The sequence below is a fragment of the Saccharomonospora sp. genome (assembly GCF_027317685.1).
Lineage (GTDB): Bacteria > Actinomycetota > Actinomycetes > Mycobacteriales > Pseudonocardiaceae > Saccharomonospora.
This window is the reverse complement of sequence record NZ_DAHVQP010000147.1, coordinates 23,031-41,714: the sequence shown is the minus strand read 5'-3', so window position 1 is coordinate 41,714 and position 18,684 is coordinate 23,031. Positions and strand designations below refer to the sequence as shown.

General features: G+C 65.8%; 19 protein-coding genes. 7 read left to right on the top strand and 12 right to left on the bottom strand.

Annotated features, from left to right (window positions below; genetic code table 11):
- Positions 1-66: 66 nt before the first annotated feature.
- From M7H19_RS18115 to M7H19_RS18095, 5 genes are all read left to right on the top strand, one after another.
- Entirely contained in the window at positions 67-1,077 is a 1,011-nt protein-coding gene (locus M7H19_RS18115) for a TAXI family TRAP transporter solute-binding subunit (RefSeq protein ID WP_298183213.1), read from the top strand.
- Between the two features lie 33 nt (positions 1,078-1,110).
- Complete coding sequence (locus M7H19_RS18110; protein WP_298183210.1) at positions 1,111-3,099, top strand: TRAP transporter permease; 1,989 nt, start codon at positions 1,111-1,113, stop codon at positions 3,097-3,099.
- Positions 3,100-3,583: 484 nt separating this feature from the next.
- Positions 3,584-5,101 carry a sodium-dependent transporter gene (locus M7H19_RS18105; RefSeq protein WP_298183206.1) on the top strand — a complete coding sequence of 506 codons (1,518 nt, stop codon included), beginning with the start codon at positions 3,584-3,586 and terminating at the stop codon, positions 5,099-5,101.
- Positions 5,101-5,217 carry a methionine/alanine import family NSS transporter small subunit gene (locus M7H19_RS18100; protein ID WP_298183203.1) on the top strand — a complete coding sequence of 39 codons (117 nt, stop codon included), beginning with the start codon at positions 5,101-5,103 and terminating at the stop codon, positions 5,215-5,217. Before M7H19_RS18105 ends, M7H19_RS18100 begins: the two co-directional genes overlap by 1 nt.
- 636 nt (positions 5,218-5,853) lie before the next feature.
- Entirely contained in the window at positions 5,854-6,324 is a 471-nt protein-coding gene (locus M7H19_RS18095) for an FdtA/QdtA family cupin domain-containing protein (protein WP_298183201.1), read from the top strand.
- 10 nt (positions 6,325-6,334) lie between these two features.
- On the opposite strand, the gene M7H19_RS18090 is transcribed toward M7H19_RS18095, so the two are convergent.
- Positions 6,335-7,060 (bottom strand): class I SAM-dependent methyltransferase, encoded by a 726-nt coding sequence (locus M7H19_RS18090; protein ID WP_298183199.1) that lies wholly within the window; start codon positions 7,058-7,060, stop codon positions 6,335-6,337.
- Between the two features lie 804 nt (positions 7,061-7,864).
- Here M7H19_RS18090 and M7H19_RS18085 point away from each other — a divergent pair.
- A complete protein-coding gene (locus M7H19_RS18085) occupies positions 7,865-8,221 on the top strand; it encodes a response regulator transcription factor (protein ID WP_298183196.1) in 357 nt (118 codons plus the stop codon).
- Positions 8,222-8,234: 13 nt separating this feature from the next.
- Here the strand turns inward: M7H19_RS18085 and M7H19_RS18080 are convergent, their stop codons facing one another.
- From M7H19_RS18080 to M7H19_RS18040, 9 genes are all read right to left on the bottom strand, one after another.
- On the bottom strand, positions 8,235-8,993 hold the full coding sequence (locus tag M7H19_RS18080) for an ABC transporter permease (RefSeq protein WP_298183193.1): 759 nt from the start codon (positions 8,991-8,993) through the stop codon (positions 8,235-8,237).
- The gene (locus tag M7H19_RS18075; RefSeq protein WP_298183191.1) at positions 8,990-9,952 is read right to left on the bottom strand and encodes an ABC transporter ATP-binding protein; all 963 of its coding nucleotides are present in this window, start codon (positions 9,950-9,952) and stop codon (positions 8,990-8,992) included. Before M7H19_RS18075 ends, M7H19_RS18080 begins: the two co-directional genes overlap by 4 nt.
- A gap of 89 nt (positions 9,953-10,041) precedes the next feature.
- On the bottom strand, positions 10,042-11,322 hold the full coding sequence (locus M7H19_RS18070; protein WP_298183188.1) for an activator-dependent family glycosyltransferase: 1,281 nt from the start codon (positions 11,320-11,322) through the stop codon (positions 10,042-10,044).
- Positions 11,319-12,416, bottom strand: coding sequence for a hypothetical protein (locus tag M7H19_RS18065; RefSeq protein ID WP_298183185.1), 1,098 nt, complete (start codon positions 12,414-12,416; stop codon positions 11,319-11,321). The genes M7H19_RS18070 and M7H19_RS18065 overlap by 4 nt, the downstream gene beginning before the upstream one ends.
- Positions 12,404-13,675, bottom strand: coding sequence for a glycosyltransferase (locus tag M7H19_RS18060; RefSeq protein ID WP_298183182.1), 1,272 nt, complete (start codon positions 13,673-13,675; stop codon positions 12,404-12,406). Before M7H19_RS18060 ends, M7H19_RS18065 begins: the two co-directional genes overlap by 13 nt.
- Positions 13,676-13,684: 9 nt before the next feature.
- Positions 13,685-14,431: a class I SAM-dependent methyltransferase gene (locus tag M7H19_RS18055; RefSeq protein ID WP_298183179.1), complete on the bottom strand. Its 747-nt coding sequence runs from the start codon at positions 14,429-14,431 to the stop codon at positions 13,685-13,687.
- Positions 14,416-15,018: a hypothetical protein gene (locus tag M7H19_RS18050; RefSeq protein ID WP_298183176.1), complete on the bottom strand. Its 603-nt coding sequence runs from the start codon at positions 15,016-15,018 to the stop codon at positions 14,416-14,418. Before M7H19_RS18050 ends, M7H19_RS18055 begins: the two co-directional genes overlap by 16 nt.
- Positions 15,019-15,027: 9 nt before the next feature.
- A complete protein-coding gene (locus tag M7H19_RS18045; RefSeq protein WP_298183172.1) occupies positions 15,028-16,008 on the bottom strand; it encodes an alpha/beta hydrolase in 981 nt (326 codons plus the stop codon).
- Positions 16,005-16,898: a hypothetical protein gene (locus M7H19_RS18040; protein ID WP_298183169.1), complete on the bottom strand. Its 894-nt coding sequence runs from the start codon at positions 16,896-16,898 to the stop codon at positions 16,005-16,007. The genes M7H19_RS18045 and M7H19_RS18040 overlap by 4 nt, the downstream gene beginning before the upstream one ends.
- 279 nt (positions 16,899-17,177) lie before the next feature.
- On the opposite strand from M7H19_RS18040, the gene M7H19_RS18035 reads away from it, so the two are divergent.
- Positions 17,178-17,873, top strand: a complete 696-nt coding sequence (locus M7H19_RS18035) for a response regulator transcription factor (protein WP_298183166.1) — start codon at positions 17,178-17,180, stop codon at positions 17,871-17,873.
- Between the two features lie 5 nt (positions 17,874-17,878).
- Here M7H19_RS18035 and M7H19_RS18030 read toward each other — a convergent pair whose 3' ends face one another.
- The gene (locus M7H19_RS18030) at positions 17,879-18,058 is read right to left on the bottom strand and encodes a hypothetical protein (protein ID WP_298183163.1); all 180 of its coding nucleotides are present in this window, start codon (positions 18,056-18,058) and stop codon (positions 17,879-17,881) included.
- Positions 18,059-18,230: 172 nt separating this feature from the next.
- Complete coding sequence (locus M7H19_RS18025) at positions 18,231-18,491, bottom strand: hypothetical protein (RefSeq protein ID WP_298183161.1); 261 nt, start codon at positions 18,489-18,491, stop codon at positions 18,231-18,233.
- Positions 18,492-18,684 lie beyond the last annotated feature (193 nt).

The window sequence follows — 18,684 nt, the reverse complement described above, 5'->3', positions numbered from 1 at the left end:
GAAGGGCTCGCCCAAACGGCGATTTTGGTATAGACCAGATCTTTCCGCCGTCAGGGAGGAGTGGACGTGCGCACCACAGCAACACGGGCCGGGCGCCACCGAGGAACCACCTTGGTGGCCGCGGCGCTACTCACGGTGGTCTCCGGCTGCTCGGGCGGTCCGGACGGCTCGGCCGGAAGCGAAGGCTTCACCACCAACCTCCAATTGGGCACGGGCAGCACAGGCGGTGTGTACTATCCGCTCGGCCAGGAGTACTCGGGCATCTTCGTCGACACCGCCGACGTCGACGGACTCGCCGTCACCGCCGTGGAGACAGGGGCCTCGGTCGAGAACCTCGCCAAGATCGCCCGTGGGGAGCTTCAGCTGGCCATCGCCCAGCACAACACGGCCAACGACGCCGTGAACGGGCGCGGCGACTTCGAGGGCATGGCGGTGGAGAACGTCGGTTTCCTCGGCAAGTTGTACCCCGAGGCCGCACAGATCATCACTCTGGAATCCACCGGCATCGAGTCGGTCGGCGACCTCCGCGGTAAGACCGTGGCGATCGGCCCTCCCGGTGGAGGTACCCGCGAGGTCGCCGAACAGATCCTCTCCGCCTACGGCCTGGAGGAGGGTTCCTACACACCCTTGGAGGAAGGCTTCGGCGACGCCAAGACCAAACTGCAGGACGGCAACGCCGACGCCTCCATCGAGATCCTCGGCGTTCCGGCTTCGAGTCTGCAGGAGCTGCAAGCCTCCACCGGCGAGGTCAAGCTGATCCCGATCGACACCGAGCAGCTGGACACCGTCGTCGGAAACAGTCAGTTCGAGCAGTACGAGATTCCCGCGGGCACCTACGACTTCATCGACGAACCGGTGCCGACGGTGTCGGTGTTCGCCGCGATGTACGCCTCGACCACACAGGTCGACGAGGAGCTGGGCTACGAGCTCACCAAGGCGCTCTACGAACAGGCCGATTCCTTGACGTTGGCGCAGAAGGAGCTCATCGACCTGGAAGAGGCCACCCTCGGCCAGGGCGATGTGCCGTTGCACCCGGGGGCGCAGAAGTACTTCCAGGAGCAAGGCCTGCTCGACTGAGCCGTCCCACGTCGAAGAAGGGGTCGTTCGACGATGGCCGACGACACGGCGACATCCGCACCGGCACCGCAGCCGGATGCGGGCGACGAGGTCGGTGAGCGGGAACGGGAACAGGCCCGTGCCCACGACCGGGAGAGCCGGTACCGCACCCGGCTCGGACCGTGGAGATGGGTCGTCGCGGTACTCGGCACCGCGTTGACGCTGTTCCAGCTCTACACGGCGTTGTTCGGCGCGTTCACCTCGATCATCCAGGGCGCAGTGCACGTCGGTATGGCACTGAGCCTGGTGTACCTGCTCTATCCCGCGAGGAAGGCCTGGGCGGGCAGGCCCGGTGTGCCGTGGTACGACGCGGTGCTGTGCGCGTCGGCGCTCGGTTCCTGTGGCTACATCGTGGTGGACTACGACCGCCTGACCACGCAGGCCGTGGTGTTCGGGTTCACCGACACCGACGTCGTGGTGGCCACGGCCACGATCGTGCTGATCCTGGAGGCCACGCGCCGCTGTGTCGGGTTACCGATCGTGGTGATCGCCTCGGCCGCACTGGCCTACGGCTATTACGGGCCTTCCATGCCGGTCTTCGCGCACCCGGGTTTCTCGTTCGAGTCGCTGGTGTCGGAGTCGGTCTACAGCTCGACGTCGATCTTCGGCACACCCATCCAGGTGTCGTCGACGTTCATCTTCCTGTTCCTGTTCTTCGGGGTCATCCTCGTCCGGACAAACATCGGACAGTTCTTCAACGATCTCGCGTTCGGACTCACCGGCCGCTACACGGGTGGTACTGCGAAGGCGGCCGTGGTGGCCAGCGGTCTACAGGGCATGGTGTCGGGCAGTTCGGTGGCCAACACGGTCGCCTCCGGCTCGTTCACGATCCCGATGATGAAGCGTGCCGGCTTCCGTCCCCACGTCGCGGGAGCGACGGAGGCCACGGCCTCCACCGGAGGCCAACTGGTACCGCCCGTGATGGGCGCGGCGGTGTTCATCATGGGCGAGTACACGGGCACGCCGTACAACGAGTTGATCCTGTACGCGGTGGTTCCCGCGGTGCTGTATTACCTGGGCGTGTTCTGCGGTGTGCATTTCGAGGCCCGTCGTACGGGTATCGTCGGCACGCCGAAGGACCAGTTGCCCCGCCTGCGCGGGTTGCTCACCCGTGCCTACCTTCTCGCCCCGCTCGTAGTCATCGTCGGATTACTGTTGGCGGGCCGTTCGGCGGGCAACGCGGCACTGTTCGGCATCCTCACCGCACTGTTGGTGAGCCTGGTGAGCGCGGACACCCGCCTGTCCCCGAAGGCGTTCGTGCGCTTGTTCGAGGACGGGGCACGCGCCGCACTGCCGGTCATCGCGGCGTGCGCGAGCGCGGGCATCATCGCGGGCACGGTCACCCGAACCGGACTGGGCGGGAAGCTCGCCGGCGGCATCGTGGATCTGTCGATGGGCAACTTCGCCCTGGTGCTGATACTCACGATGGTGGCATGCCTGCTGCTCGGCATGGGATTGCCGACCACGGCAAACTATGTCGTCACGGCGACGATCGCCGCGCCGATCCTGGTGCAGCTCGGAGTGCCGGTCGTGGCCGCGCACTTCTTCGTGTTCTACTTCGGCATCATCGCCGACATCACCCCGCCGGTATGTCTGGCGGCCTACGCCGGCGCGGGTCTTGCGGGCGCCAACCCCATGAGAACGGGAGTGACGGCGTTCAAACTGGCTGTTCCGGCGTTCCTGGTGCCGTACGTGTTCGTGCTCGAACCCCAGTTGCTGTTGCAGGATGTCACGGCCTTCGGGTTCACGACCACCCTGCTGACCGCGGTCGTGGGCATCGCGGCGGTGGCGGCCGGGCTGATGGGGTATGCACCCGACGGTCACCTGTTGCCGCGCGCGGCACTCATCGTGGGTGGCCTCGCCGCCGTCTATCCGCACCTGGGTGTGTCACTCGCCGGGCTGGCCGTGATCACCGGGGTCCTGGTGGAGCGACGTCTGCGGCACCGCGACCGCGACAAGCGGAAGGAGGTCGCCGCCGGGTGAACGAAAGCCCTCGCACAAGTCCAGTCCACGCCGCGATGCCGCGGCGTCGTGGATCGGCCGCCGTTCGGGCCGGGCCAAGGTTCGTCGATGGTCTGGGCTACCGCCTCGGTGGCTTCCGTATCTTCCGTGACTTCCTCGGCTCCCGCCGCTCCCGCGAAACAGCGATTCCAGCCTCGACACCAACCGACGGTAACCGGATTCGACCCAGTCCACTCCGGACAGTAATGTTGCCACTGGCGGAACCGACTCCCGGTCGGCGACGGGATTCCTATCCGTCCTCGGGCCTGGTGGGAGCGCCCAGAACGCCGCACTTACACGGTTCCATATCGATCAGTTCCGTTCTAAGGTATCGCGAACGGCGGCCGAGTAGGCTGCCACCCTGTCGCGCGGCCCGCCCGCTCGGCCCACCGGATTCCGGCGCGCCGGGCACAGACCGGCACGACTCCTTGAATCATCGACACGACCACGATTCGGACACGACGCCATGCAAGCAGAGCACCGTGAGCAGTGGGGAACCCGCGCCGGGTTCCTCCTGGCCGCCATCGGCTCCGCCATCGGCCTGGGCAACATCTGGCGCTTCCCCTATGTCGCCTATGAGAACGGCGGTGGGGCCTTTCTCATCCCATACCTCGTCGCACTGCTGACGGCCGGTATCCCGCTTCTCATCCTCGAGTACTCGATCGGACACAAGTACCGGGCGTCGCCGCCCACCGCGTTCCTACAGATATCCCGCCGCACCCAGTTCATCGGCTGGTGGCAGGTCCTCATCTCCTTCGTGATCGCGGTCTACTACGCGGTCATCGTCGCGTGGGCGTTCATGTACACCGGGTACTCGGTCAACACCGCCTGGGGTGACGACCCTGAAGGGTTCCTGTTCGGCGACTTCCTCCAGGCCCCCGACGCCCCGACCGGCGGACTCTCGTACGTGGGCACCATCCTGGTGCCACTCGTCGTGGTCTGGCTCATCACTCTCGGAGTGCTGGCCGCCGGTGTGCGCCGCGGCATCGAACGCGCCAACAGGATCTTCATCCCACTGCTGGTCGTGCTGTTCGTGGCCCTTGTGATCAGGGCGATCACCCTGCCGGGCTCGTTGGACGGGCTCAACGCCTTCTTCTCCCCCGACTGGTCGGCCATCGCCGACAGCACGGTGTGGGTGCAAGCGTACGGGCAGATCTTCTTCTCCCTGTCCGTCGGCTTCGGCATCATGATCACGTACTCGTCGTACCTGCGGCGGCGCTCCGACCTCAGCGGCTCCGCCATGGTCGCGGGTCTGGCCAACAGTTCGTTCGAGCTGCTCGCCGGTATCGGCGTGTTCGCGACGATCGGCTTCATGGCCGCCAGCGCCGGGGTCCCCGTGGACGAATTCGCCACCGGCGGTATCGGCCTGGCGTTCGTGGCCTTCCCGGAGATCATCTCCAACATGCCCATGGGCGAGCTGTTCGGCGTGCTCTTCTTCGCCTCGCTGGCCATCGCGGGACTGACCTCGCTCATCAGCATCGTGCAGGTGGTCGTCGGGTCCTTCTCCGACCGCACGGGACTGCGTCGTGTCCCGTCCGTGCTAATCGTCGGCGGGTTCACAGCGCTCGTGTCCATCGTGCTGTTCCCGACCACGAACGGTGTCCACCTGCTCGATGTCGTCGACCGCTTCATCAACCAGTACGGCATCGTCGTCGCCGCTTTCGTCTCGGTCATCGTCATCTCCTGGGTGACCCGTCAGCTCAAGCCGCTGCAGGAGCACGCCAACGCCACCTCCGCCATCCGGCTCGGTGCGCTGTGGAGGGTAGCCCTCGGCGCCGTCACCCCGGCCGTACTTGGCTGGATGCTGTGGGACAGCCTGCAAACGGAGCTTTCGGAGAACTACGGCGGCTTCTCGAACTCGTTCCTGCTCGGCGCGGGCTGGGGTGTGGCTCTCGGCGCGCTGGTGCTGGGCATCCTGCTGTCGCTGGTGCCCTGGAAGCAGAGTCGACAGACCACCGCCGCTGAGAAGGAGGTGCAAGGCTGATGTCGGCGAGTGCCATCGTGATGCTCATCGTCTCCATCGGAATCCTGTGGGGCGGCCTGGTGTTGGCGATCCTGCGGCTACGCAAACACCCGGAACTACCCGAGGACGATTCCTGACCACTTCCGGCAGCAGCGCACGGTGTCGAAGAACGCCGTGGCATGGTCGGTGAACGGGGGCGGGCACTTCCCTATGCAGTGCCCGCCCCCGTCGTATTCGGGATTGTGTGTTTCCGCCGCAGTGCCTCTCGCCGGTCGACCACGTGGATCACGTCGGTTCGTGTTCCTGCGCTCGCACACGGTCGACGCGACGTCGCGAGGCGGTTTCCGTGGTCGCGCCGGTTCCGGCCACGTCGACAGCGTGGCCCACCGTCACGTTTTCCGGTTGAAGGTGCACAAGACATGAGCAAAGCCGCCGTGGTGGGTTCGGCCCCCCGACAGCCTGGCCGCCGCGGTGACGCCGGCCTGTGCGGGCATGTCGGTGACCGTGTGGGAGACCGGACCGGAACCCGGCGGCACTGAGAGCAGCGTTCTCGTGCGATCGCCGGCGGACTCGGCCGGGCCACGCCTTTGTGGTAACGGCTGTTCGCCCCACTGGCCGAGCGCTACGACGCACTCGCCGAGCTCGGCCCCAGGTGCGTATCGTCCGGCATCTGATGGACATCGGGGCCCGCATTGGATGCGATCGCCGGACGCGACCACCTGCCGGAAATGCCTAGAGTCGGATCGACCCTGCTGGCCGGTGAGGGGACTGCGATGGCAGCACAGTGTACGGATGCGGTCGACAAGCCCACTTTCACCACGGCGTCACTTCCCTGGCGCACCATCAGGCTCCCCGAACACGCGGATCCGCGGGGCAGCCTGGCGGTGGTGGAATCAGGCAAGGACGTGTTGTTCGACATCAAGCGGGTGTACTACCTCTACGACCTGCCGATCTCCACTGTGCGCGGCGCGCACGGACACCGCATGCTCGAACAGCTGATCATCGCCGTGCACGGGCAGTTCGAGATCGAACTCGACGACGGATTCCACACGGCGCGGGTGCGGCTCGACCACCCGGCGACCGGCCTCTACATCGGGCCGATGGTGTGGCGGAATCTGGTGAACTTCTCCGCAGGTGCCGTCGGCCTGGTGCTGGCCTCCGCTCACTATGACGAGAGCGACTACTACCGCGACTACCCGAGCTTCCTCGCCGCTGCCCGGCGGCTCGGGAATGGAACGAAGTAAACTTTTCGACTCATCCGATTCCGACGAACAGCCCACGTCCGGATGGGCCACCCGGACGATAGTTCACTCGAAGCCCCGCCGATTCGAATGCCGTTTCGTACTGTTCGCGAGTGAACAGGGTGATGACATGCTCGGTTTCGATATGCCTGATGCCACCATCGGGGTCGCCGAGCAGGAAATGCACGCGCATTCGCGTCCGCCCCGCGTCCTCCACCGAATGTGACATCCGGGCGATGGTGCGCCGCCCGTCCCGCACGACATCGCCCGCCACGTAACCGGGCAGGAAAGTCTCCGGGAAATACCACGGCTCGACGATCACGACCCCGCCCTCGGTGAGATGGCGTGCGAAGTGCTCGATCGTGGCACGCAGCTCGGCCTCGTCGGCCGCGTAGCCGATCGAGCTGAACAGGCACGTGACGAGGTCGAATCGCCTTCCGAGGGCGAACTTCCGCATATCCGCCTTGTGCAGGGGCACGCCGGGCAGGCGGGAAGCGGCGATGTCCAACATGGCCGAGGACAGCTCCAGCCCCTCGGCCTCAGACACCCGCTCGGCGAAGTGCCGCAGGTGTTCGCCGGTGCCGCAGGCGACGTCGAGGACGGATCCCGGTTCTCGCCCGGCCGCTTCGGCGGCCTCGGCCAGCACCATCGCGACCTCGGTCGCGTAGTCCCTGCCGCGGGTCTCATACAGGGCGTCGTACATCGATGCGAGTTCAGGAGCGTACTCAGTGCCGCCCACGCTACCTCCTGCCCTGGTGCGAGTCCTCTCAAAACGATCATGGAAGCCATGATCGTGCGGCATCCACCATTTCACTGATTACCCTTTCGGATCATCCACTACTTCGCAGATGACCACCGCGGGTAACTTCAGCAAACAGGCCGCCTCCACGTCGAGGGGGCCGCGCAATGTCCCCAAAGTCCGATTAGTCGGAAAATCACACTCGCAAACAAAGTGGGCGCCGACCCCTACTTTCGGAGGGAATCAGACTACCCACACACCGACCACACCCAAGAGATTTCGGCTTATCCGAAACAAAAGGCGAGCTCATCGCGGTCTGACGCCACCTTTCGCCCCCGCAAGCGAGAGCAGTCGCCGACGTCGACCCGACTTGACTGAAGTCGATCAAGGGATAATCTAAAAGCGTTTTACCCGATTGGGCGATATGCACATACACTCATTACGTCAAGTAGTTTTGGGGATCATATGGTCACTGTGGGGCTGGTCGAGGACGCGAGCAAGCTCAATTCAGATGACGGCAGACTGTCCTGGCTCCACGCCCTCGACCTCCAGAGACTCCACATTGAACTGACAGCGACCATGCCCACGCTCGAGGAAGCACTCCGCGGTTCGGGCTCATTACGCAGCCCAGACGTATGGATCGCCAGATCTTCCGACATTCTTCGCTGCACCCGATGGCCCCGCCTGCTCGACAAACGAACGGGCGAGTCCGGCCATACGGTGCGGCCGATCGTCGCGGTGTGCTCGGGAGAGCGGACGGAGATCAGCGATGTCCTCAGACGCGGAGTCTCCGCGGTAGTACGGATGACCGACTCTCCATGGCACCTGGCGGCGGCGATCCATTCGGCGTCCACTTTGCACCTGTTCATCTCGCCCCAGTCGCTCAGCGATTACCGCGGCGATGTGATCGGCCTGTTCTCCGGCCCCGAAGAGACCACCCTCAACTCCTTGACCGAACGCGAACGCGAGGTGCTGACCTGCCTCGCACATGGCATGTCCAACCCCATGATCGCCGCGCACTTGCACATCACCCGGGCCACGGTCGGCTCGCACGTCCTGCGTATCCTGCGGAAACTGGACGCGTCGAACCGGACCGAGGCCGCAGCGATAGCCCACTCGCTGGGTTTGGTCGGCAACAGGCAGGCGTTCGCGTCGAGCTGACACCCGGCGCCGATCAGCCGACACGCCTGTCCCAGCGGAAGAATCGCCGGGCCGCCATCGCCCCCACGACAGCCCAGGCCGACAGGACGAGCAGGCCCGGTACCGAATCGGCGAGCTGCCCGGCGAACGAACCCGTCGGATCGTAGGCGATACGCATCAGGTCGACGATCGCTCCGCCCGGCGTCCACAGCTGTTCCGCGGAAGGCCCGGCCGCGCCATTCGTCGCGCCCCAGATGCCGGTCGCCAGCAGGAAGAGGAAGAAAGGCATACCCGCCATGTCGGCCTGTTGGGGGCTCGACACCAATCCGGTGGTGGCGAAACCCAGCGTAGCGGCCATCACGACGCCGAGCACGACGGTCAGCAGCAAGACGAGCACGTTGCGGGGCGAGGCGGGGCCGAGCGCCCACACGATGCCCACGGCGAGTACGCACTGCAGCAGACCGAGCACCACCAACGGTGAGCTGATTCCGATGATGATCGTGCTGTCTCCGGCCTCGCCGCTACGCAGCCGCTTCAGGTAGAGATCCTCCCTCCGAGCGGTCAACGCGAGCGCCGTACTGATGTACACCGTCATACCGATGATGAGCAGGATCTGTAGCGCCACGGGCAGCGCCCAGCCGAGCGGGCCGAGGTTGTCCTGGGAGAACAGGGTCATGAAGACCGCCATCACCACGGGGACGATCAAGGCGGTCGCCGCCACCGTGGAGTTACGGGCCAACAACTTGGTCTCGGCGAGGAACAGCGCGTTGATCTGCTTGCGTGTGAGACTCATCGGAGCTCCCCCTGGACGGGCTGGACACCGGTCATGGGCACCGTCTCCACCCGGTTGCGGTCGAGTACGTCGTGGAAGACCTGGTCGAGCGAGGCGTGGTGGGCGCGGAACCTCCGCAAGGGGAACTGGTGCGCGCTCTGCCACTGCATCACCGCACGCAGGTCGTGTTCCAGGTCGGGAGTGCGGATGTGGACCCGTCCCTCACGTAAGCGTTCGGGGTCCAGGTCCCCCGCCAAGCCGGGCAGGTCCAGCTCGAACGGACCCGGCGGCAGGTCGAAACCGATGTGGGCGCGTTGAGCGCTGAGCACATCCGCCAGGGCACCCTCCACGGCGATCCGACCGTCATGCATGATCGCCAGCCGGTGGGCGAGGTTCTCCGCCTCGTCGAGGTAGTGCGTGGTGAGGACGATGCTGACACCGTCGGCGAGCAGTTCGCGTACGAATGCCCACACGGTGGTGCGGGACTCGGGGTCCAGACCCGTCGTCGGTTCGTCCAGGAACAGCAACGACGGTGAGTTCAGTGTCGCCAGCACCAGGTCGAGCCTTCGCCGTTCCCCACCGGAGAGCTGCTTGACCCGGACGTCGCTGCGGTGATCCAGACTCAGTCTTTCCAAGCTGGCCCGCGGATCGGAATCACGGCTGCTCATCGCACGGCACAACTCCACCGTCTCGGCCACCGTGAGATCCCCGGCGAATCCGCTGTCCTGCAACATGATGCCGATCCGACTGCGCAGTTCTTTGCGGTCGCCCACCGGGTCGAGCCCCAACACGCGTACCGATCCGCCGGCCGGCCTGCGATGACCTTCGAGCGTCTCCAGCGTTGTGGTCTTACCTGCGCCGTTGGTGCCCAACAACGCGAACAGCTCCCCACGCTCGACGTGGAAGTCTATCCCTTTCACCGCTTCGAATGAGCCGTAAGAGCAATGTAGATCGTTCACTTCCACCACGGGACCATGCATATCTCCACAGTAGAAAGAATTCGGTGTGGGAGAAAGACTCAACGGTCAGCAATAGCCATGTACATTTCACCGGCTGGACATGACACCTGTCATGCTCGACGCGCCGCGTGTTCTCGGGTGCGACGTATCAACTCGTCCGCGACCTCGGCGGGTGAGGGTTGGGCCAACAACTCGGCACGCAGTCGCTCGGACTCCCGGCGGTACGACGGGTCGTCCAGCAGCCGCTGGAGTTTGTCGCGCACCGACTCCACCGTCAACGTGCTCGCGGGCTCGACCAATCCCGCACCGTGCTCGGCGAGCCGTGCGGCCTTCCACGGTGCGTCCCAGATGTCCGGCAGGACCAGTTGCGGTGTTCCCGATCTCAGTGCCGTGCACCAGGTTCCCGCACCACCGTGGTGGATGACCGCCGCGCACGTCGGCAGAAGAGCGTGCATCGGCACGTTCTCTACTAGCCGTACGGACGAGGGAAGTCGACCCAGCTCTCCTCTCTGCGCGGCGCCGGCGGTGACGACGAGCTCGATGTCCGGCGATGCCAGCGCTCTCACGAGCTCACCGAGAGGCACACTGGTGTGCCCCAGGCCGGAACGCGCCGAGACCCCGAGCGTCACACACACCCGAGGACGGTCGGGTTTCTCGCGCACCCAGTCCGGAACCAGCGCGGGTCCGTTGTACGGCACGTAACTCATCGGCAGCCGTGGTTGCGCGGTGGACAGGCCCAGGCTGGGAGATTCCTGGTCGACGACCCAGTGTCCCTCCACCACGGTTTCGTCGAAGTCCCGACCGTACTTGCGCAGTGTCCAGGTGAGCCACTCCTCCAGCGGATCGTCTCGAAGAGGTCCGGGTGTGTTCGACTGCGCGTCGAGGAAAGCCTGCCGGGTCGCTCCCAGGACGTCCGCGCTCCACAGCAGTCGGGCGTGAGCGGCTCCCGTGACCGTGGCCGCTATCGCCCCGGCCCAGGTGAGCGGCTCCCAACACACGAGGTCAGGTTCCCACTCCTCGGCGAACGTCACGAGACCATCCACCATGGACTTGTTGTTCAGTGGGGCGAAGAGTCCGGGAACCAGGATCGTGTAGAAACCGAGCAGGTCGTGCGGGTCCGGGTCGGCGAGCAGATCGGTGAAGTCGATCCTCGGAGCCGTTCCGGCCGTGGCTGTGTTGGCCGCGAACTTCTCCGCCCACTGATGGTCCTCGCCCACGGGCACGAAGGTGAGTCCGCTGCGGGTGACGGCATCGGCGAGCGAAGGCTGGGAAGCCACCCGGACCTCGTGACCGGCACAACGCAACGCCCAGGCCAACGGCACCATCGAGTAGTAGTGCGTGGGGTGGGCGATCGTCGTGAACAATACCCGCATCGGTTCGAAAGGGCTCATCGAGTACTCACCTGCCATTGGGCGAAACGCCGAGTCACCGGGCTCCGTGGCCTGCGCAGTGGTTCGGCCTCGGAGCGGAGGCCGGGAAACCGGGTCAGCAGTACGTCCGCGGCGATGGTCACGGTGAGGTCGAGAAGGTTCCGGAGGGCCGCGCTCCAGGGGTCGGCCGCCACCACGGTGTCCACCATGTTCGTGTCGTCCGGGGCGAGGTGCCGGTCCTGTGGTTCGACGAGCACCACGACCTGGTCGTTCTCGGGGATTCGGTGCCCGCCCAGTTCGAGGTCGTGTTGCGCCACGCGTGGAAGCAGCCGCAGTGGAGGATTGCGGTGGCTCCACCACCGCGTTTCTCCGCCCGTGCAGTGTTCGCGCAGAGCGGCGACCACCGCGGTCGGTGCCGTGGCGAGGTAGAGCACCGTCAAAGGCAGCGGCGGGTGGGTGGCTCGGTCGTCCGTGCCGCGTCCGACAGCGAGGTGCGCCGCCCGTACCGCGGCCGTCACCGCGAGCACGTCGTCCAGTGTCTGTGGCGTGGCCAGCGCGTCCGAGACACAGGCGAGGCCTCGGACGTGTCCCGCCAACGTGTCCGCGTCCTGCCCGGCGTGGCGGGCGACCTCGGTGAGCGCGCGGACTGCCAGTGGTCCTGCATAGTCACCGACCAGGTCGAAGGACTCGTGGTGTTCGAGCTCTCGGGCGAGCCGGAAGGCGTGTTCGGTGAGCGCGTTCGTCCACGACTCGTGGAATCCGGGCGTGGTGGCGAGCGCGGCCACGATGCGCTCCCTCTCAGTGGGACCGGGTGTCAATCCCGCCTCGGGTAACGGCAGGATCTGTAGGTGCGCTTTGTGGCCGTCGGTGCGCAGATGGCCGAACGCGTCGTCTGTGAGCACCGTGGTGGCTAGAGCGGGGTCCGTGACGATCCACGCACCCACGGCGCTGCGCGTCACCGGCGTGGTGAATGCCAAAGGTTCGATCGTCGACGACGGGTCGACATAGTCGCGCAGTAGGTGTGCGTAGGCGTCACCGGCCAACGCTTCCTGCCAGATCGCACCACGGACGCTCTGCAACCGCAGACCAAGCTCGGCTTTGGTCAGCACCGCCATGATGTGGACTCCGACACCCCGACCCATCGTTCCAGCGCGACGCACGCGCGTTCCACGGCCGATTCCGCGCGTATCATGCGTCCGAGCTCCTCGGCCCGCCGACGCATGTCCGAGTCGTGGACGGCCTGCTTCAGCGCACGGCGCACGAGGCCCGGTTCCAGTCGCGATCCGGGGATGCCCTGCGGGGCGACACCGAGTGCCTCCATCCTTTCGGCCCAGAACGGGTGGTCCACGAAGATCGGGGCGACGACCTGTGGAACACCCGCTCGCAACACCGCCGCGCCGGTGCCGAATCCGCCGTGGTGGACCACGGCCGCCGCGCGGGGGAACAGCCACGTGTAGTCGACGTCGTGCAGGCGGACCACGTCCGGCGGCAGTCGGTCCCCGTCGGGCCCGTCGATCACCACGACCTTGCGTCCCTGGGCCCGTGCCGCGGCGACGACAGTGGCCAGGCTGTGCTCAGGGTAGGCGGGCCACAGGGAACCGAACGACAGCACGATCGGCGCAGGCCCCTCCTCGACCGCCGCGATCGCCTCTGGAGTCGGTTCCCACTCCCGGTCCCAGAACCAGTAGCCGTCCATGTGGACGGTGTCCGGCCAGTCACTCGGTTTCGGTAACACCGCAGGACTCTGCAGGCAGAAGGCCGGCCTGCCACGTTCCAGTTCGGCGAACGGCACTCGACCGCCCAGCGCCCGCTTGCCCAGTTTCGCGCGATAGGCGTTCACCACAGGCCGGCTCGTACGCCACTCGATGCGCTGGGACACGTGGTGGCTGATCCGGTTGTACAGCCCTCCGAGCGGAAGCCTGGGCATACCCATCGCGGGAAACGCCGACGTGGGGGTGTTCGGGTACCACGACACGAACGTCCACGGGATGTCCGGTGGGCGACCGAGGAAGGCGTTGCGCACGAACGGCGAGGTGACCAGAGCGTCGGCTCCCTCGCTCGCCCGGTGCACGTACCCCGCCATCACCGCCGTCGCCTCGGCGGCGACCGCCGCGTCCTGCTTGGGCATCCTGCGCACGAGTTGCCACGGCGAGCGGCTCGACCTCAGTGACGCGATCACTTCCGGGGAACCGAAATAATGCGCCGGACTGCCAGGAACGACCGCGTATTCGAGCCCCGCCTCGTGGGTCAGGTCACGGAAATCGGCGTGAGTCGCCAAACACACGTCGTGCCCTCGGGAACGCAACGCCGAGCCCAGAGCGAGGAACGGCTGTACATCGCCACGTGAACCGATCGCCACCAATGCGATGCGCACCTGGCCTCCTTACGCTTGCGCTTGTGACCGGTACACGGTCACGTGCTGCCGCGAGCCGTGGCCGAAGGGCCCGCCCCGCCAGTCCCCGTAGCGGGCTTCCTTGTCCAACCCCGCCAACCTCGCCATGAGGTCCAGCTCGCGGGGGAACGCGTACCGGCTCAGTTCGGTATAGGTGCTGACCGAACCGTTACCGATGACGGTGTGCACCTGGACCAACAGCTGTTCCAGCTGGTCCACGTCCATATGGTCGATCATCACCCGGTCCGGAGTCAGGTGCCGGATCTGCACGTTCGGCTTGTCGAACCGGTGGATCGGGGTCGGGTCGTACACCTCCACCACCAACCTGCCCCCGGGCTTCAGGTGCTCGGCCGCCCTACGCAACACCTCGATCTGGCGTTCGGAGTCGACCACCATGAACAACGTGTTGCAGGCGATGTAGCAGAGGTCGAAGCCATCACCGACCACGTGCTCGGCGAAGTCGGCGCACACGGTCTTCACCTTGTTGCCGGCATCGCGCTCGTGGAGATTGTCCAACATGGATGGTGATGCCTCGATCGCATACACCTCCAGGCCCCGTTCGGCGAGCGGGATGGCCAGTCGTCCGGTGCCCGCCCCGAACTCGACCACTCGGCCTTCCGGCCCGGCCAACGACGCCAGGAACTCGATGGCACCCAGAGTGTCCTCGCCCGGATACATGTGGTCGTAGACTTCGTGCAAAGCCTCACCGTAGGCTTCTGGCTTCACGTGGTAGCGCATACCGGCTCCCGGGTCACTTCGGTGTCGTGTGTCCCAGAAAGCGAATGGAACTCCGACAGGAACAGCATCCTTGGTTCCAAGGATTCTTCATGTCCGGCTGACTGTGCGATGAGGAACTGCACTTCCTTGGCATCGGCGGGATGCTCGACCTGATGGGTCACGAAATTCAACAACGACAGGTACGCGACGGTGAGCTGGATGCGCTCGGGCTCGGTCACCTTCTCATACGACTGGAGCAGCTCGGAGGCGACGTCGAAGAGCGCCTTCTCCATACGACGACCCGGGTGCCACAGCATTTGCAGCAGTGTCCGGTCCTGGGTGATCTGGTGTTCCCGCCACGGTGTCAACGTTCCGTCGGCGAGCCGCTCACGGTAGAGCACGTTGAAGTCGTGCCTGGCCGGTGTGGGGGCGAAGAACCGCCAGTTGGGGATGGCCATCGCCGTGGGATCGAGACGTTTCCCCAGCGGATGCGGACGATTCGCCTGTTGGCAGATGGTCAGGCCGAACCACAGACAGAGCGTGCCGTACAGCGCCCAGCGGCGCGCGGTCGCCCATCCGAGGGTCGGACGGGACCAACGAATTCTCATGGCCGTCTCCTAGCTTTTTCGTCCTGTGACGGGCTGCTGCGCGGCGACCCGGTTCTCGACAGCCCACTCCACGGCTTTGACCACCCGGGAAGCCAGCTCTCGACGCATGACCAACGCGTCGTGCTCCGCGGCGTACACCACGTCGTGGGAACCGACGTCGGTGAGTTGCGCCAGTTCGGCCTGCATCCGGGCGTGAGCGAGGTCCATGGACGACTGCGCACCCGCCGTGACCACCGCTACCGGGACGTCAGCACGGGGCACTGCCTCCCGCGCCTCGTTGGCCCAGAACGTGTACCAGTCCGCGAACTCCCGACGCGCGGCCGCCCACGGCTCCGGCCTGTGCATGACCTTCCGGCTGGGCTCGACCAGATGTTCCGGAAGCTCACCGATCGCGCCGAAGCCGTCATCCGGCCGGGACAGACCGAATCGAGCACGCCAATACGTAGCCCAGATGCCCTGCTCCACCAAGGACATCCCCTCACGCTGCAGCGCCGAACGCTCCAACTGATCGGGGTGGGAGGAGTCCACGAGTACGATCCCCGCGACGTCATCGGCGTGGTGCAGAGCGAACGTCCTGGCCAGCAGTCCGCCCACCGAGTGCCCCACGAGAACATAGGGCCCCGGCAAGCCGGCGTTGGAGAGCAACTCCCGCAAAGTCGCCGCGTGCTCGGCGGCCGTACGCGGTGGTGCGTGCTGTGTGCTCCACCCGTTACCGGGCCGGTCGTAGGCGAGGTACGGCAGCCGACCGTCGAGTTCGCGGATCACCCACGCCCACTCCGTGCACGGACACGACAGGGCGCTTTCGAACACGATCGTCGGGCCGTTGCCCTCGGAGTTGGACAGGTGGTGGATCGACTCGGAACCGACCGTGGTGAACCGTCCCGGCGCTTCGGGCCAGTCGGCGACGGAATTCAGCTGACGCGCCGCCACCACCGCCGCGGCACTCGCCGCGGCCAGCACCGACGCACCGAGCACGATCGCTTTTCTCATTCCGTCCCCTCCGTGATCGCCGCACGCCGTGCCTTGGCGTCCGCCCGGCCCAGGTGCCGGGAGAAATGCGCTACCGCGGGATAGGACGCCACGAAAGACCAGAAGAACCGGTTCAACCCCATGAACCGGGCGTTGCCGAGGTGGAAGCCCATGCCGGCGAGCAGGATCATCTTCGCGATCGGCCGTGGCGCGACCAGAACCAAGGGGAACAGCACCTCGGCCACCATGGTCCCCCACGCCACCGCCTGCGCCAGAAGCTTGCGGTCCTTGACCAGTTCGTAGAAGAACCGGTCCCCGTAGGTCCGGGTACGGAAGACGCCGGTGATCGCATCCCCGCTGCGCCACACCGGCGAGGTCATCTTCACCGCACCGGACGTGAAGTACGCCAGGCAGCTCTGGGCCGCGATGAACGCCAGCGCGGCCTCACGCGCCCTGCGGTCGTTGGGGTAGAGCTTCTCCAACAACGCGACGGCGAAGTTGATGAACGCGAAGTGGTCGGAGCCGTCGAGTCCGTAGTTGCTGCGCAGGTTGATGGCCGCGCCCGTACCGGTCATCCCGGCGAGCGCCACCGCTCTGCCGCGACGGCTGACCCGGGGCGACAGCAGGGTGAGACCGCTGACCGCGCGCGCACCGACCACGCCGAGCACCTGCGGGTAGCGGAGCACCTTGTCCAGGTACCGGCCCGGTGTCCGGTTGAGTGACAGCATCCGCGTCCTGGACACGGGCCAACCCAACAGGCTCCGGTCTTCCAACGCCTTCCGGGCCGCCAACAACTCCAGCGCGCTGATTGTCGCCCCGGTCGCTGTCAACCGTTCGACCCGCTGAAACGCCGCGTCGATGTCGTCCTTCGGGCTGTCTTTCCGGCGTGGTGTGCTGATCCGCAACCGCATCTTTCCTCCGACATGCCAGCGGTGGCCGACCGAACGAGCGCCTCGATGAGCAGTGGACCACCGCCGGAACAACGTACGTCCGGCATCGTGCGGTGCGCCTCCCCCAACCGACGGCATTACCTCAACGCGCGGCTCCATCATGTTGCTGATCACGACCAGCGGGGAGAGGTTCGTCATGGCATCGGCCGTGCCGATTGTGCTACACACAACCGCGACCAGCAGTGGTGTACGTCTGCTTCCGACCGTGTCCGTCCCCCCTGCCGGAAAGCAGGAAAATCCGTGATCTCGTTAGGTTTGATCGACGACGGGACCGTCCGGTCCCGCCTCCTCACCGTTCTGTCCCTTTCAGACTTCGGTGGGCCCGAGCTGCGGATGGGTCCGGCGCTGACCCCGGCTCGGGGAAACCCCCTCGACTCCCACTCCACCGATGTGGATGTGTGGCTGGTTCAGTTCTCTCAACTCGACCACATCGGGTCGTTGAGGAGAACCCTCGGTCAGCGAGGTGTGCCCGGACCGCCGTATCCGATCGTCGCCGTCTGCCAGGACGACCCCGAGGAAGTGGCCGCCTCACTGGCCAACGGGGTGTGTGGCATCGTCCTGGTGAACGACCCTCCATGGGAGATCGTCTCGTCGATCCACTGTGCCCTGCGTGGACAGTTCTACTGCTCGTCCCAGCTGCTCGACCGGCACCGCGCGCAGATCGTCGACATCCTCACCCTCGCCCCCACGCAGCGGTTGACCCGTCTCACCGCCCGGGAACACGATGTACTGCGCTGCTTGGCGGAAGGCCAGTCGAACTCACAGATCGCCGAACGATTGTTCATCACACGCGCGACCGTCGGTTCCCACGTACTCAGTATCCTGCGCAAATTGAACGCCGCCAACCGCACCGAGGCGGCGGCACTGGCCCACCGACTCGGACTGATGGGCTCCCACTCGCCCGGTGGGCCGCGCACGCGGCCCACCGTCGGCTGATGAGGTCAGTTCTGCCCGGACCGCCGCTTGAGCACGTACCCGATCAGACTGCCCAACGCCATCCCGATGACCATTCCCACGAGCACCTGATCGAAGAGCATTCCGGCGACGAAACCGACCAGAGCTCCGATACCCGTCAGGTACTCGACGGTGTACTTCCGCGCTCGTGTGTTGTTCGAACCCATACATCTCTCCATTCCGCCGAGCATCAGGACGACCCGAATACGGGCGACACACTCTAGCGCCTCGAACCGGTGGGATCAGCCGGAAGCGAATGGACAGACCCCACCGCCCCACGAACTCACCGCTGTGCCCTCAGCGGCCTTCGGACGTCTTCACGACGCCTCGCTGTGTCCTTCAGGCCCGCATCCCGCTCGCGCGAATGGACAACAGCTCGGCGCTGGACCCACCCGAGGGCACACTCTCGACGAGCCGACTGTCCTCAAGACCTGTCGAGCTCGCCGCACCGGTGGCCGCGATGAGGAAGGAGGGGCAAGCGCTCACCACGAACGACGCCTCCTGAAAACCGAGCATGCCGTCGTTCACCCGCTGCAACGGAGCCAGAGCACCACCCTGCTCTGGAATAGCGATCTGGGCGATTTTCTCAATATTGTTCATCGTCACACCTTCACAATCGGTCGACGCCGTACGTCAACACACTCCGAGGTAATTTCCAAGGGCATCATGGTGGCGGTTTACGCCACACATCGCCGATCCCCCGACATGGGGTCGGGTGATTTCCCACTCCGCTGCGGCGGAAAAAGACGGCACAAGCGACAGGCTCGCGTTCGGGGCGGAACACAAAACTGCG